The sequence below is a fragment of the Streptomyces sp. Rer75 genome (assembly GCF_013414305.1).
In the GTDB taxonomy this organism is placed as follows: Bacteria; Actinomycetota; Actinomycetes; order Streptomycetales; family Streptomycetaceae; genus Streptomyces; species Streptomyces himastatinicus.
In genome coordinates this window covers 1007260-1021167 of sequence record NZ_CP058693.1, presented here as the reverse complement: position 1 = coordinate 1021167, position 13908 = coordinate 1007260, and the positions used below count along the sequence as shown (strand labels likewise).

Annotated in this window: 13 protein-coding genes; 8 read left to right on the top strand and 5 right to left on the bottom strand. The window is 71.8% G+C overall.

Annotated features, from left to right (window positions below; translation table 11 throughout):
- Window positions 1–1425: a glutamine synthetase family protein gene (locus HYQ63_RS03625; protein WP_179932479.1), complete on the bottom strand. Its 1425-nt coding sequence runs from the start codon at window positions 1423–1425 to the stop codon at window positions 1–3.
- A 166-nt stretch (window positions 1426–1591) separates the two neighbouring features.
- Window positions 1592–2578, bottom strand: coding sequence for an ABC transporter substrate-binding protein (locus HYQ63_RS03620; RefSeq protein ID WP_179932478.1), 987 nt, complete (start codon window positions 2576–2578; stop codon window positions 1592–1594).
- A 280-nt stretch (window positions 2579–2858) separates the two neighbouring features.
- On the opposite strand from HYQ63_RS03620, the gene HYQ63_RS03615 reads away from it, so the two are divergent.
- Window positions 2859–4010, top strand: a complete 1152-nt coding sequence (locus HYQ63_RS03615; protein WP_179932477.1) for a glycoside hydrolase family 105 protein — start codon at window positions 2859–2861, stop codon at window positions 4008–4010.
- 55 nt (window positions 4011–4065) lie between these two features.
- On the opposite strand, the gene HYQ63_RS03610 is transcribed toward HYQ63_RS03615, so the two are convergent.
- Window positions 4066–5157, bottom strand: coding sequence for a sorbosone dehydrogenase family protein (locus HYQ63_RS03610; protein WP_179932476.1), 1092 nt, complete (start codon window positions 5155–5157; stop codon window positions 4066–4068).
- 11 nt (window positions 5158–5168) lie between these two features.
- Window positions 5169–5975: a hypothetical protein gene (locus tag HYQ63_RS03605; RefSeq protein WP_179932475.1), complete on the bottom strand. Its 807-nt coding sequence runs from the start codon at window positions 5973–5975 to the stop codon at window positions 5169–5171.
- Between the two features lie 309 nt (window positions 5976–6284).
- Between HYQ63_RS03605 and HYQ63_RS03600 the strand changes: the two genes are divergently transcribed.
- The 7 genes from HYQ63_RS03600 to HYQ63_RS03570 all read left to right on the top strand — a co-directional run bounded on the left by HYQ63_RS03600 (window position 6285) and on the right by HYQ63_RS03570 (window position 12589).
- Window positions 6285–7784: a glycoside hydrolase family 28 protein gene (locus HYQ63_RS03600; RefSeq protein WP_179932474.1), complete on the top strand. Its 1500-nt coding sequence runs from the start codon at window positions 6285–6287 to the stop codon at window positions 7782–7784.
- A gap of 63 nt (window positions 7785–7847) precedes the next feature.
- Window positions 7848–7991 (top strand): pyrroloquinoline quinone precursor peptide PqqA, encoded by a 144-nt coding sequence (gene pqqA, locus HYQ63_RS03595; protein WP_009712687.1) that lies wholly within the window; start codon window positions 7848–7850, stop codon window positions 7989–7991.
- Window positions 7992–8002: 11 nt separating this feature from the next.
- Window positions 8003–8902: a pyrroloquinoline quinone biosynthesis protein PqqB gene (gene pqqB, locus HYQ63_RS03590; RefSeq protein WP_179932473.1), complete on the top strand. Its 900-nt coding sequence runs from the start codon at window positions 8003–8005 to the stop codon at window positions 8900–8902.
- Window positions 8899–9597, top strand: a complete 699-nt coding sequence (gene pqqC, locus HYQ63_RS03585; RefSeq protein WP_179932472.1) for a pyrroloquinoline-quinone synthase PqqC — start codon at window positions 8899–8901, stop codon at window positions 9595–9597. The genes pqqB and pqqC overlap by 4 nt, the downstream gene beginning before the upstream one ends.
- Window positions 9594–9860: a pyrroloquinoline quinone biosynthesis peptide chaperone PqqD gene (pqqD, locus tag HYQ63_RS03580; protein WP_179932471.1), complete on the top strand. Its 267-nt coding sequence runs from the start codon at window positions 9594–9596 to the stop codon at window positions 9858–9860. The genes pqqC and pqqD overlap by 4 nt, the downstream gene beginning before the upstream one ends.
- On the top strand, window positions 9857–10993 hold the full coding sequence (gene pqqE / locus HYQ63_RS03575) for a pyrroloquinoline quinone biosynthesis protein PqqE (RefSeq protein ID WP_179932470.1): 1137 nt from the start codon (window positions 9857–9859) through the stop codon (window positions 10991–10993). Before pqqD ends, pqqE begins: the two co-directional genes overlap by 4 nt.
- A gap of 87 nt (window positions 10994–11080) precedes the next feature.
- Window positions 11081–12589, top strand: a complete 1509-nt coding sequence (locus HYQ63_RS03570) for an SDR family NAD(P)-dependent oxidoreductase (protein WP_179932469.1) — start codon at window positions 11081–11083, stop codon at window positions 12587–12589.
- Window positions 12590–12632: 43 nt separating this feature from the next.
- On the opposite strand, the gene HYQ63_RS03565 is transcribed toward HYQ63_RS03570, so the two are convergent.
- On the bottom strand, window positions 12633–13898 hold the full coding sequence (locus tag HYQ63_RS03565; RefSeq protein WP_179932468.1) for a glycosyltransferase family 4 protein: 1266 nt from the start codon (window positions 13896–13898) through the stop codon (window positions 12633–12635).
- Between the last annotated feature and the right edge of the window lie 10 nt (window positions 13899–13908).

The following is a 13908-nucleotide window of genomic DNA, read 5'->3' as shown; positions in this document are numbered from 1 at the left end:
TCAGTACCGTCCCCGGGTCGCGGCCGCGATCTCCTGCGGGGCGGCCTTCTCGAACAGCGCCGCCTCGGCGCGGCGTACGGCGGCGATGGACTCGAAGAGCGGATCGCCCAGCGCCTCGCGCAGCACCGCCGAGTCCTCGAAGTGCTCCAGCGCGGCGGGCAGCGAGGTGGGCAGCCGCCGCTCCCGGTCCGTTCGTGCCGGGTCGCCGGAGACCGGTGGCGGCAGGGTGAGCCCGGCGTCGAGTCCGGCGAGCCCGGCGGCGATGACCGCGCCCGTCACCAGATAGGGGTTGGCGGCCGGGTCGAAGCACTTGACCTCGGCGTTGGCCCCGCCCGGGTCGTCCGGGGCGCCGGTGATGAAGCGCAGCGCGGCCTCGCGGTTCTCCAGCCCCCAGCACTGGTACGCCCCGGCCCAGCGGGAGGGTTCCAGCCGCAGATAGCTCGCCGGGGAGGGGGCGCCGATGGCGAGCAGGGCGGGCAGGGCGCGCAGCACTCCGGCGAGGAACGCCTCGCTGGTCGCGGTCATGCCGTGCGGTCCGTCCCCGTCCCGGCACAGATTGCGCTCGCCCTGCCACAGACTCAGGTGCAGATGGCCGCCGTTGCCGACCGTGCCCGCCTCGGCGACCGGGCCGAACAGCGGGGTCAGCCCGTGCCGTGCCGACACCCCGCGAATCGTTTCGCGGACGAGGACGGCGAGATCGGCGGCGCCCACCGGGTCCGCGGGCGCCACGGACACCTCGAACTGCCCGGCCGCGTACTCCGGATGCAGTTGCAGCACCTCCACGCCCTGGGTGTGCAGCGTGTCGAGCACGTCGGCGAGGTAGCCGGAGAGGTCGACCAGGCGCGCCATGCCATAGGCCGGGCCCGTACCGGCGTAGCGCGGGCCGGGGGTGGCGTCGTACGGGACCGGGCCGGGCGTGTCGCGCGCGGAGCGCGGCGCGCCGGTGCCGCCCGCGGCGTCCGTGCCGCCCGTGGTGACGATCCACTCCGTCTCGAACCCCATGCGCAGCGCGATGCCGCGCCCGTGGGCCCGCTCGGCCATCCGGCGGGCGAACAGCCGCTGGCAGGTGGGGTGTTCCAGGCCGGACTGGGCGTAGCGGTCGGCCGGTGCCCAGGCCCAGCCGGGCTGGGCGGCCAGCACGGTGAGCCGGTCGAGATCGGGGAAGAGCCGCAGATCGCCGTCGGGCCCGCCGATATGAGGGCTCGTCGTCATGGAGTCGTCCACGAGGTACACGTCGAAGACGGGGGACATGCCGACGCCACGCCGTGCGCTGTGGGCGAGCCGCCCGGTGGGCACGGACTTGACCCGGGTGAGGCCCGCGTTGTCCACCCAGGTCAGGGCGATGCCATGGATGCCCTGCGCGGTGAGCCGGTCGGCTTCCTGCCGCGCTCGTGCCTGTGCCTGTTCACGATCGCCCGTCCCCATGGGCTACCTCCTCCGCCGCGGCCTGTATGCCGAGACTATTGCCTGTGGGGGGCATTATGGTGACGGATTGTCCCGATCGCATACGGGGTGTGACGGTGGGATATGCCTTCCCCATAACCGTCGCGAACGTCCCCGGGCCCGCGCAGCTCGTCGAGCTGGGTCCGCGTCAACGGCCCAGGTGCTCGGTGATGTCGTCGAGGACGACACGCGCGGCGGTCGGCCCGGCGTTGAGGTACCAGGGGTCGTCGTCCACCGTGACGGTGTGTCCGGCGCGCACCGCGTCGAGCTTCTTCCACAGCGGGTTGGAGAGATAGGCGCCCGCGTCCGTCTTTCCGGGGCGGCCCTGGATGGAGTAGAAGATCCAGTCGCCGTCCATCTCGGGGATCCGCTCACCGCTCAGATCCTGGGAGATGTCGTCGAACCTCTGCGACGCCGGGCGGCCGAGCCCCATGTCGTCGGCGATGGTGCCGGTGAAGGACTTCGCGCCGAACATCCGGACCCGGTCCGGGTTGAACCGCACCATGGACAGCTCCGTGTCCTTCCCGCCCAGCTTCCTGCCCTGCCGCGCGGCGTCCTTCTCGAAGCGGCTGACGACCGTACGCGCCCGGTCGCGCTCGCCGACCGCGTCCGCGACCGTCAGCAGGTCCTTCTTCCAGTTGACCCCGCGGCCCTTGGTGACGACGGTCGGGGCGATGGCCGACAGGGTGGGGTACAGGTCGCCCTGGGTGCTGTTGACCAGGATCAGATCGGGCCCCGCGGCCGCGAGCTTCTCCAGGGCGGGGGAGGAGCGGGTGCCGATGTCCGTCATCGCCGCGAGCGCCTTCGCCTTGCCGGGGAAGGCGTCGCGCAGATAGTCCGGTACCAGCCCGGCGTTGTCGGCGCGGGTGGTGGCGGCGGGCACGAGGCCGAGGGTGAGCAGATCGTCGAGCTGGCCGGTGCTGACGACCGCGATGCGCCTCGGCTTCGCCTTGACCGGTGTGCTGCCGAGTTCGTGGACGACGGTGCGGGGGAAGGAGCCGTCCGCCTGCCGGGCGCCCGGCCGCTGTGCGGACGCCGACGACGAGTCCGCGGACTCCGCCGGGCCGCAGCCGGTGAGGACGGTCGCGGCCAGGGCGGCGGTGGTGAGCAGGGGGAACAGACGGGGGTTGCGCACGACGACTCCAGAGACTTAGGTGAGCCTTACCTTAGCCTGTGTGGGTGTTCGGCGTGCCCTCGCGGGTCGGTGTTCGCCTGGGGGGCGTCGGCGGGCATCTGGTCCCGCGAGCTGGTCCGCGGGCTCGGCGTGGACCTCATCGCGGCCGCGCGCCCGGTGACCGGGCTGCTGACGGGGGATGCGGATCCGGCCCTTTCCTCCGCGTTTGCCCCGGTACGGTGCGCCCGACGCTATCCTTGGCGTGTACATGGCATCCTGAACTGAAAAGAGGGAACTCCCCATGATCAGACGCAGGACCGTACTCGCGAGCGCGCTCGGCATCGGCGGCGGCCTTCTGCTGCCGGGGACCGGGACGGCCCACGCGGCAGCCCGGACCGACTGGTCGCGGGCGGTGGTGGACTCCACCATCGCCCGCTACCCTGACCCGGCCTCGCTCGGCGGCTGGGGCTACACCCGGGGGCTGTTCCTGCTGGGGGCGTACCGCGTCTACCAGCGGGTGGGCGAGCCCTCGTACCTGGCGTACATCAAGCGCTGGGTGGACAAATTCGTGGATGCCGACGGCCATATGAGCCGCACCTTCGACAACCTCGACGCCATGCAGTCCGGCAACCTGCTGCTGATGCTCCACCGGGAGACCGGCGACGCACGCTACCGGACGGCCGCCGGCCAGATCCGCGCCCGCTTCGCCGACTATCCCCGCACCGCGGACGGCGGCATGTGGCACGCCACCGGCAAGACCAACGAACTGTGGGGCGACGGCGTCTTCATGGCCCAGCCGTTCCTGCTGCGGTACGGCATCGCGTACGGGGACAAGGCTTACGCGTACGACGAGGTCACCCGGAACCTCTCGGTGTACTTCCGCCACCTCAAGGCGTCGAACGGGCTGATCTACCACGCCTACGACGCGGACGGCGACGCCCCCTGGAACCCGGACGCCACCACCGGCACCTCCGCCCACTTCTGGGCGCGCGCCATCGGCTGGACCGCGATGACGCACATCGAGGTGCTGGAGATGCTGCCCGCCCGCCATCCGCGCCGCGCCGAACTCATCGCCAACGTACGGCACTTGGCCAGGGGGTTCCTGCGCTACCAGGACCGGGCGACCGGCCGCTGGTTCCAGGTCGTCGACAAGGCGGGCGAGCCGGGCAACTGGACCGAGACCTCGGCCTCCAGCATGTACACCCTGATGCTGCACGCCGCCCTGGGGCACGGCTGGATCCGCGGTGGCGACTACGCGGCGGCGGCGCGCCGCGGTTACCGGGGCGTCCTGGACAAGGTGACGGTGGGCGCGGACGGGCTGACCAACATCGCCGACATCAGCGAGGGCACCAACGTCGGTGATCTGGCCTACTACCTCGGCCGCCCGCGCAATACCAACGACCTCCATGGCCTGGGCGCCTTCCTGCTGATGAACGAGCGGCTGGCGTACTGACACGGGCGTACGGTCGCGCTCCCCGGGGAGCGCGACCGTACGCATGCGGCGCGTGCTACTTCAGCTCGACCTGGAACACCTTGTCCGCGCCGTCCGGCTCCCCGCCGTTGTTGTCGGCGTTCGTCGTGGACAGCCACAGCGTGTTCTTGCCGGGCACCGTCTCGACGGTGCGCAGCCGCCCGTACGAGCTGGTGTAGTACGCCTTCGGGGTGCCCGCGCTCGTCCCGTCGACCGGGATCCGCCACAGCCGCTCGCCCCGGAGCGCCGCCATGTAGAGGGCGCCGTCGGCGTAGGTGACCCCGCTGGGCGATGCCTCGCCGACGGACCACTGGCGCTTGGGGTTGGTCATCCCGGAGGTGGAGCAGCTGCCTTCGCAGGTGGGCCAGCCGTAGTTCTTGCCCGCCTCGATGAGGTTGAGTTCGTCGTACGTGCTGTTGCCCAGCTCCGCCTCCCACAGCCTGCCCTGCGCGTCCCAGGTGAGGCCCTGCGGGTTGCGGTGGCCGAGGGAGTAGACGAGGGTGCCGAACGGGTTGCCGGGGGCGGCCTTGCCGTCGGTGGTCATCCGCAGGATCTTGCCGTTGAGCGAGTTCTTGTCCTGCGCGTTGCTGGTCGTCTGTGCGTCCCCGGTGGTGGCGTACAGATAGCCGTCCGGGCCGAACTTGAGGCGCCCGCCGTTGTGGTACTTGTTCTTCTTGATGCCGGTGACGATCGCCTTGTAGCCGCTCACGTTGGAACCGTCGTAGGTCATGCGGGCGATCCGATTGCCGTCCGACGCCGTGTGCATGAGGTAGACGTAGTGATCGGTGTTCCAGTTCGGGGAGACCGCGAGGCCCATCAGCCCGCCCTCGCCGCTGGTCGTCACCACATTGGGCACCGTGCCCACCTGGGTCTTGGTGCCCGACTGGGTGAGCTTGAAGAGTTTGAACGAGTCCCGCTCGGTGATCAGCGCCGAGCCGTCCGGCAGCCAGCTCAGCCCCCAGGGGATCGACCAGCCGGACGAGACGGTCGTGATGGCCGAAGGGGCCGAACGGGCTGAATCGGCCGCGGCCGGTGCGGCGTTGCCGGTGCCCGCCTGGGTGAGCAGCAGCCCGGCAGTGAGCGCGGTGGTGGCGGCCGCGGCCACCAGGGTGTTCCGACAGCTCTTCATCGCGTGTCCTCCTACTGGAGCTTGTACGCCTTGAAGTTCCGGGTGAGCAGGTACGTGGTCTGGAGGCCGCCGCTGTTCAGGCTCCGGTAGATGCCCCACTTGGGCCGCAGGTAGTTCTTGCCGCGCCACAGGTCCAGGCCGGTGCGCTTGTGCGCGGCGACCTTCTTTCCGCCGGTGGTCACCGACCAGTCGGCGTACGCGCCCGAGTCGGCCGCCTTGACCTCGACCGACACATCGCTCCAGGCGCCCTGGAGCGGCGACATGTTCGCGGCCCCGGCCTCGGTCAGGTTCTCGTCGTCGTCCGAGGTCCGGATTTCGACCTTCGGGCCGTCGCCGTGCTGGTGCAGCGACATGGTGAACAGCGGGGCGGCCACGTCCCCGACCTTGATCTGCATGATGTGGGTGAAGCTCGTGGTCGCGTCGAGCGTGTCCGGCACGTACATCTGGTACTGGATCCGCCAGGTCTCGTTCTTGAGGATCTTGACGGCGGAGCCGTCCTGCTTCATGCCCCGTACCTCGTTGCGCTGGCGGTCGGTGCTGGTGTCCACGTCCCTGGGGTAGTGCATGTCGGTCCGGAAACCGCCCTGGGAGGGGTAGATGTGGGTGGTGCCGGGGTGGGAGTCGGCGCGGTCGTCCTCGGCGCCCTCGAAGGCGCTGGCGACACTCGCGCCCGAGGCGGGGTTCCACTTGAGGCTCCAGGACGCGGCCGGCGCCTGCGGGGAGCGCTCGGTGCCGTAGGCGACCGCGGCCGGAGCGATCAGCGCGGCGGTGGCCGCGAGGGTGAGGGCGGTGCGCGGTAAGAGCGGTGGGCGCTCCATCAAGGATTCTCCTGTCTGATCCTTGTTCACATGGGGGGAGCTGTGAAGGTAGGAGGTATGGCGTAACGAGTCAAGGAATGGTGTGGACCAGGAAGGGTGGTCACCTCGGGTTCCTCACGCCTCGCCCCCACAGCTACCTGCACATTCCGCTTGTTTCCTTGAGCTGTGTACCCCATGCGCATCGCGAGAGATCGGAGGATTTTAGCTGCGCGCTTCTTGACCGGACACCGACAGGCAGTGACGCTGCAACAGAAGTGACTGTGCGACAGAACGGCACCTGACCGCACCCCGAGACCCGAAGGGCGCCTCATGACGCGATGGACACGCCTGCGCTTCGCCGCCGCCACGGCGGCCGCGGCGTGTGTGCTCGCCGCGGTTCCCCCGGACGCAGGCGCGGCCGGGGGAACCGCCAGGACGTACGACGTGCGCGACTACGGGGCCACGGGCGACGGCACGACCCTGGACGACGACGCCATCGACCGGGCGATCGACGCGGCAGCCGCCGCTCCCGGCCGGGGCACCGTGCTGTTCCCGCCCGGCACCTACAAGTCCCGCACCCTCCACCTCAAGAGCGACATCACCCTGCACCTCGCCAAGGGTGCGACGCTGCTCGCCGCCGCCGGGGGCATGGACGAGGCCGAGCCCAACCCCTGGGACGCCTACCAGGACTTCGGCCACAGCCACTTCCGCAACGCGCTGCTGACGGGCGAGAACATCCACCACCTCGCCATCACCGGCTCCGGCACCCTCGACGGCGAGGGGCTGGGCACCAGCAACACCCTGGAACCGGGCGTCGGCGACAAGATCCTCTCCCTCAAGCGCTGCACCGACCTGGACATCGAGGACGTCACCTTCACCCGGGGCGGCCACTTCGCGCTGCTGCTCAACGGCTGCGACGGGGTGCGGATGACCCGCACCAAGGTGCTCACCAGCACCGACCGGGACGCCGTCAACCTCATCAACAGCCGCCACGTCGACATCGGCCACTCCCGCATCGAGGGCCGGGACGACGGCGTCGTCCTCAAGAGCGACTACGCGCTCGGCCGGACCTACACCAGCCATGACATCCGGGTCCATGACTCCGATGTGCTGTCCACCGAGAACAACGCCCTCCAGTTCGGCTCGGAGACCTGCGGCGACTTCCGCGACATCCGCTTCGACCGGCTCCGGATCGGCGGCGGGGGCAAGGCGGCCATCGGCATCGTCTCCATGGACGGCGCCGACATCGGCGACGTCCGCTACTCGGACATCACCATGACCAAGGGCGCCACCCCCGTCTTCATCAAGATCGGCGACCGTAAGCGCTGCCCGGGCGCCCCGCCCGCCGGCCGGATCCACGACATCCGCTTCAGCCACGTCACCGGCACCGGGCTGACCCACCCGGTCACCGGCGTCGACTACACCAGCACCATCACCGGAGCGCCCGGCGCGGACGTTACGGACATCACCTTCGACCGGGTGCGGCTGGCCGTGCCCGGCGGCCACCCCGCCTCCGACGCGGAACTCGTCCCCGGCGAGTACCTCACCGACTACGTCCCCAAGACCTATGGGGTACGCCCCTCCTACGGCTGGTGGATCCGGCATGCCAAGGACATCACCTTCACCAACAGCGCCGTCACGACCGACACCAACGACGACCGGCCCGCGTTCATCGCGGACGACGGGGTAGGCATCACTCTCGACCGGGTCACGGCCCGGCGCGGCACCGCCAGCCCGTACGACGTGGGCTTCAGCGGCGTCACCGGCCCCGTGGTCCGGCACGGCACCACCACCGACGGCGAGGCGCTGCGGATCAGGACCACCGGCTGACGTCCCGCCGAGACACCCTCTGGCCCAACCCGACACCCGGAAACCGGAAGGCAGGTCAATGCCATGAACGAAACCGTGCGGCAGACGGCTCCCGAGGCGGTGGACCACACCCGGACCCCCGCACCGGAAACAGCCTGGCAGACCCCCGACTACGTGGTCGTCGAGACCGCGCTGGAGGTCACCGCGTACTCACTCAACGCCCGCTGACGGCAGCCGCCATGCGCGTGCGTGTGCTCGGCACCGCGGCGGGCGGCGGCGTACCCCAGTGGAACTGCGCGTGCCCCGGATGCTCCGGGGCACGCGCCCACCCGGAGCGGCGCCGCCGCCACGCCTCGCTCGCCGTACGGGCCGCAGAAGGCCGCTGGTACCTCGTCAACGCCACCCCCGACCTCGGCGACCAGGTCGAGGACTGCCCCGAACTGCACCCCGGACCCGAACCGCGCCACACCCCGCTGGCCGGGGTGATCCTCACCGACGCCGAACTCGACCACACCCTCGGCATCGCCCGGCTGCGCGAGGCGGACCGCATCCGGATCGTGGCCACCGCCCCGGTACGGCACGCCCTGCTGACCGGACTCCGCCTCGGCGACGTCCTGACCCCCTACGCCGCACTGGACTGGGACGACCTCGGGCCCGGCGACCGGCCCCTCGCCGAGGACGGGGACCTCACCATCGCCGCCGTCCCCGTCTCCGCCAAACGCCCCCGCTACGCCGCCGGGTTGGACGGCCACGACGAGGGCGCCTGGGTCGTCGCCCTGCGCCTGACGGACCGCGCCACCGGCCGCTCCCTCCTCTACGCCCCCGCCCTCGCCGCCTGGCCCGACGCCTTCCAGCGGGCCGCCGAGGACGCCGACTGCGTCATCGTCGACGGCACCTTCTGGGACGACGAGGAGCCCCTGCGCAGCGGCTTCGGCTCCCGCACCGCCACCGCCATGGGCCATCTGCCGATCGAAGGACCCGGCGGCACGGCACCGCGGCTCGCCGCACTCGGCGCCCGCACCCTGTACACGCACCTCAACAACACCAACCCCCTCAACGACCCGGCCGCGCCCCAGCACGCGGTGCTCGCCGGACGGGGCATCGAGGTGGCCGCCGACGGGATGGTGATCGAGTTATGACCCGGAGCCTCGAAGAGCGGCTGCGCGCCGTCGCCCAGGAGCGCTACCACGACCGGCACCCCTTCAACCTCCGCATGCACGCGGGCGAACTCACCCCCGCCGAACTGCGCCGCTGGATCCTCAACCGCTTCCACTACCAGCGCCACATCCCCGTCAAGGACGCGCTCATCACCGCCAAGCTGGACAACCCGCGGCTGCGCCGGATGTGGCTGCGCCGCATCCAGGACCACGACGGCGCCGCCGACGGCGAGGGCGGCATCGAGCGGTGGCTGCGGCTCGGCGAGGCCGCGGGCATCGGCCGGGAACGGCTGCTGACCGGCGCCGACGTGCTGCCCGGGGTGCGGCTCGCGGTCGACGGCTACGTCAACTTCTGCCGTCTGGGCACCCCGCTGGAGGCCGTCGCCGCCTCGCTGACCGAACTGTCCGCCCCCGGCATCATGCGCACCCGCATCGAGGCGTTCGAACACCACTACCCGTGGATCGAGCGCGAAGGGCTCCGCTACTTCCGGGACCGGGTGAGCCAGGGCAGCCGGGACAGCGCCGAAGCCCTCGACCTCGTTCTGACCTGGGCCTGCACCCCCGAGGATGAGGAGCGGGCGGTCGCGGCGCTGACCTTCAAATGCGATGTGCTGTGGTCCCTGCTGGACGCCGTGGACCACGCCGACACCAAGGACACGGCGGGGGAGGGGACATGACGGCCCCGGCCGCCTGGCGGCCGGCCCTGGCCCCCGCGGTGCACCTGCGCCACGACCGGGTGCGCGAGGTGGACCTGCTGGTGATGCCCGAGCGCGTCGTGGTCCTGCGCGGCACCGCCGGAACCGTCCTGCGGCTGTGCGACGGCGACCGCGACCTCGACACCATCGTGGCCGAACTCGCCGAACGCTTCCCCGGCGCCCCCGTGGCCACCGACGTCCCGGCGTTCCTGGGCCGGATGCACGAGGAGGGCTGGATACGGTGACCGCCCACCCCCAAGAGCACTCCCAAGGGCACCCCCAGGGGACCGCCCACCCCCGCCCGTGGGCGCTGCTCGCCGAGCTGACCCACGGCTGCCCGCTGCACTGCCCCTACTGCTCCAACCCGCTCCAACTGGTGCGCCGCTCCCGCGAGCTGACCGGCGAGGAGTGGGAGCGGGTGCTGCGCCAGGCGGCGGAGCTGGGCGTCGTCCACACCCATCTGTCCGGCGGCGAACCGCTGCTGCGCCGGGACCTGGAGGCGATCGTCGCCGCGGCCGCGTCCGCCGGGCTCTACACCCAGCTGGTCACCAGTGGCGTGGGGCTGGACGAGGCCCGGCTGACGGCGCTGACCGGGGCCGGGCTGCACAGCGTCCAGCTCTCCGTCCAGCACGCCTCCCCCGGGGCCTCCGACCGGATCGCGGGACACCGCTCGTTCGCCGCCAAGGAGCGGGCCGCCGCCCTGGTACGGGAGGCGGGTCTGCCGCTGGGCGTCAACGTCGTCCTGCACCGTGACAACCTCGACGCCCTGGACGGCCTGATCGAACTGGCCGTGGCCTGGGGCGCCGACCGCATCGAACTCGCCAACACCCAGTTCTACGGCTGGGCCCTGCGCAACCGCGCCGCCCTGCTGCCCACCCGCGAGCAGCTCGCCCGGGCCCGGGAGGGCGTCGCGCGATGGCGCGAGAAGCTCGGCGGCCGCACCGAGCTGGTGTGGGTCCTCCCGGACTACTTCGAGGGCGTCGCCAAGCCCTGCATGGGCGGCTGGGGCGCGGTCTCGCTCACCGTCGCGCCCGACGGCACCGTCCTGCCCTGCCCCGCCGCGGCCGCCCTGCCCGGCCTCGACCCGCCGAACGTCCGCGACCACGCGCTGGAGTGGATCTGGGACCACTCCGCCGCCTTCAACCGCTACCGCGGCGAGGAGTGGATGGCCGAACCGTGTCGTAGCTGCTCCCACCGCGCCGAGGACTTCGGCGGCTGCCGCTGCCAGGCGTACGCGCTCACCGGGGACGCCGCCCGCACCGACCCGGCCTGTGCCCTCTCGCCCGATCATGGCCTGATCCGTTCGCTGACCGGCCCCGCTCCGGCCGCGGAGCCCCCGCCCCCGGGCTATACGTACCGCGGGTACGGGAGGGGGTGAGACCGCCCGGGTTTGGCGCAACCGTCCCCGCTTCCGTACAGTTCGGCCGTTACCCAGGGAGAACAGAACCAGAAAGCGGCAGCGGCGATGACGGTGACTGACGACGGCCGGGCCGAGCAGACGGGAGCCGGGCAGCCGGGGGCTGAGCACACGGGGGCCGAGGCGCCCGGTATCGACCCCGAGCGCCTGGCGACCTGCCTGAGCGTCCTCGAGGAGCTGGACCGGCTGCCCATCGACCACCCCGACGCCATCACGGTGCGCCGGGCCACCGCAGGCATCTACCGCACCGTGAAGCAGCGCAGGCGCTCGGAGCGGCGGGCCGCCAAGACCGCCAACGACAAGGCGGTGACCGAGGCCACCGCCACCGGCGCCGCCGACCGCATCGACGACGAGACGCTGGGCCGGGCCCTCAGCAGCTCGGTCACCACCGAGATCGCGGGCATCCTGGAGCGCCCGCGCTCCTGCTACGTGTGCAAGACCCGGTACGTCGAGGTCGACGCGTTCTACCACCAGCTATGCCGCGGCTGCGCCGCCGAGAACCGGGCCCGCCGCGACGCCCGCACCGACCTCACCGGCCGCCGGGCGCTGCTCACCGGCGGCCGTGCCAAGATCGGCATGTACATCGCCCTGCGGCTGCTGCGCGACGGCGCCCATACGACCGTCACCACCCGCTTCCCCAACGACGCGATCCGCCGCTTCACGGCGATGCCGGACAGCGCCGAGTGGCTGCACCGGCTGAAGATCGTCGGCATCGATCTGCGCGACCCCGCCCAGGTCATCGCGCTGGCCGACGAGGTGAGCGCCGCCGGGCCGCTGGACATCCTGATCAACAACGCCGCGCAGACCGTGCGCCGCACCCCGCAGGCGTACGCGGAGCTGATAGCGGGCGAGTCGGCGCCGCTGCCTGCCGGGGAACTGCCCGAGGCCGTCGTCCTCGGCGCCTTCGGCAGCGGCTCCCAGACCGCGCTGCCCGGGCCGCGCCGGGAGCGGGACGGTGCGCTGACCCCCCAGGACCTCACGGCCCTCGCCCTTAACCGCGGCTCCGCCTCGCCCGCCCGGATCGAGGCGGGCACCGCGATCGACGCGGGCGGGCTCGTCCCGGACCTGGACCCCACCAACACGTGGATCCAGCGGGTCCACGAGGTGGACCCGGTCGAGATGCTGGAGGTGCAGCTGTGCAACGAGACGGCGCCCTTCATCCTGGTCAGCCGACTGCGCCCGGCGATGGCCGCCGCGCCTGCCCGGCGGAAGTACGTGGTCAACGTCTCCGCCATGGAGGGCAAATTCGGCCGCGGCTACAAGGGCGCGGGCCATCCGCACACCAACATGGCCAAGGCCTCGCTCAACATGCTCACCCGCACCAGCGCCCGTGAGATGTTCGAAAGCGACGCCATCCTCATGACCAGCGTCGACACCGGGTGGATCACCGACGAGCGCCCGCACCCGGACAAGATGCGGCTCGCGGCCGACGGCTTCCACGCCCCGCTCGACCTGGTGGACGGCGCGGCCCGGGTCTACGACCCGATCGTCCGGGGCGAGCAGGGCGAGGACCTGTTCGGCTGCTTCCTCAAGGACTACGCGCCGACCACCTGGTGATCCCGACGGGCAGGCCGGGCGGCGGGCACCGCCCGGCCCGCAGTCACGCCTTGGCGCTCTTCCCGCCCGCCGCGGGCAGACGACGGCGGAAGGCGCGCTTCCAGCGGCGGACCTTACGGCGGTAGCCGGCCCGCAGCCGGACCCGGGTGCGCTCCCAGGAGCGCGCGAACCGGCTCGACGCCAGCTCCTCGAAGAGCCGCTCGTAGCGCACGGCGATCGGCTCCGGGTCGTACGTCCGCGCGCTCTCCAGCGCCGCCGCGGCCATCGCGCGGCGGCCCGGCTCGTCGTCGATCAGATCCCGCAGCGCCTGCGCCATCGCCTGCTTGTCGCCGACCGGGACGAGCCGTCCGGTGACCCCGTCCTCGATGATCTCGGCGGGGCCCAGCGGGCAGTCCGTGCTCACCACCGGCACCCCGCAGCGCATCGCCTCCACGATCGTCATCCCGAACGACTCGGCGTCCGAGGCGACCGCGACGATCGACGCCTTCGCGAACTCCTCCTCGATCGGCGAGTACGGCCCCATCAGCTCGGCGCTCCCGGTCAGTCCGAGCTCCTCGATGCGCTCCTGGAGCCGATCCTTCTGGGAACCACCGCCGTAGATCCGCAGCCGCCACTCCGGATGCTTGGGCGAGACCTCCGCGAAGGCGTCTATCAGCAGATCGAAGCGCTTGCCGCGGACCAGCCGCCCGGCCGCCGCGATCACCGGCGCGGTGCCCTCGGAGGGCGCGGCCGCGGGCTCGGGGACGCTGTTCGGTATCGCGAGGGTCCACGCCCCCGGCAGCGGCATCTTCGCCCGGTACACCGCCGCGTCCGCCTCCGTCGTGGTGACGACGGCGTCCAGCATGCGGTAGTACGGCGCCAGCTCGGCGCGCAGCTTCTTGCTGTGCGCCTCGTACCGCAGATGCTCCTGCGCGATGCGCAGGGCCTTGCGCGGGCCGAAGCGGGCGAGGTACACATTGACGCCCGGCCGGGTGCCGATGATCACGTCGGCGTCGGAGCCCTCCAGATACCGGGCGATCCGCACGTCCATCAGCCGGTTGTACTGGTGGTTCCGCTTCTCGTGGACGGGAAAGTCCCGGGTGCGCTCCGCGAACAGCGGATCCCGCGCGTCGTGGCCGCCGGGCCGGGTGTCGACCAGCGGCACCAGCCGTACCCGCGGGTCGATCGTGAAGCGCGGCTTCCCTCGGTGGCGCATCATCGAGACGATCTCCACGTCGTGGCGCTCGGCGAGCGCCGCGGCGAGGTTCAGCGTGGTGCGTATCGTTCCGCCGATCCCATAAGCGTTGTGCAGCAGGAATACGATCTTCATTCGGTGTCTC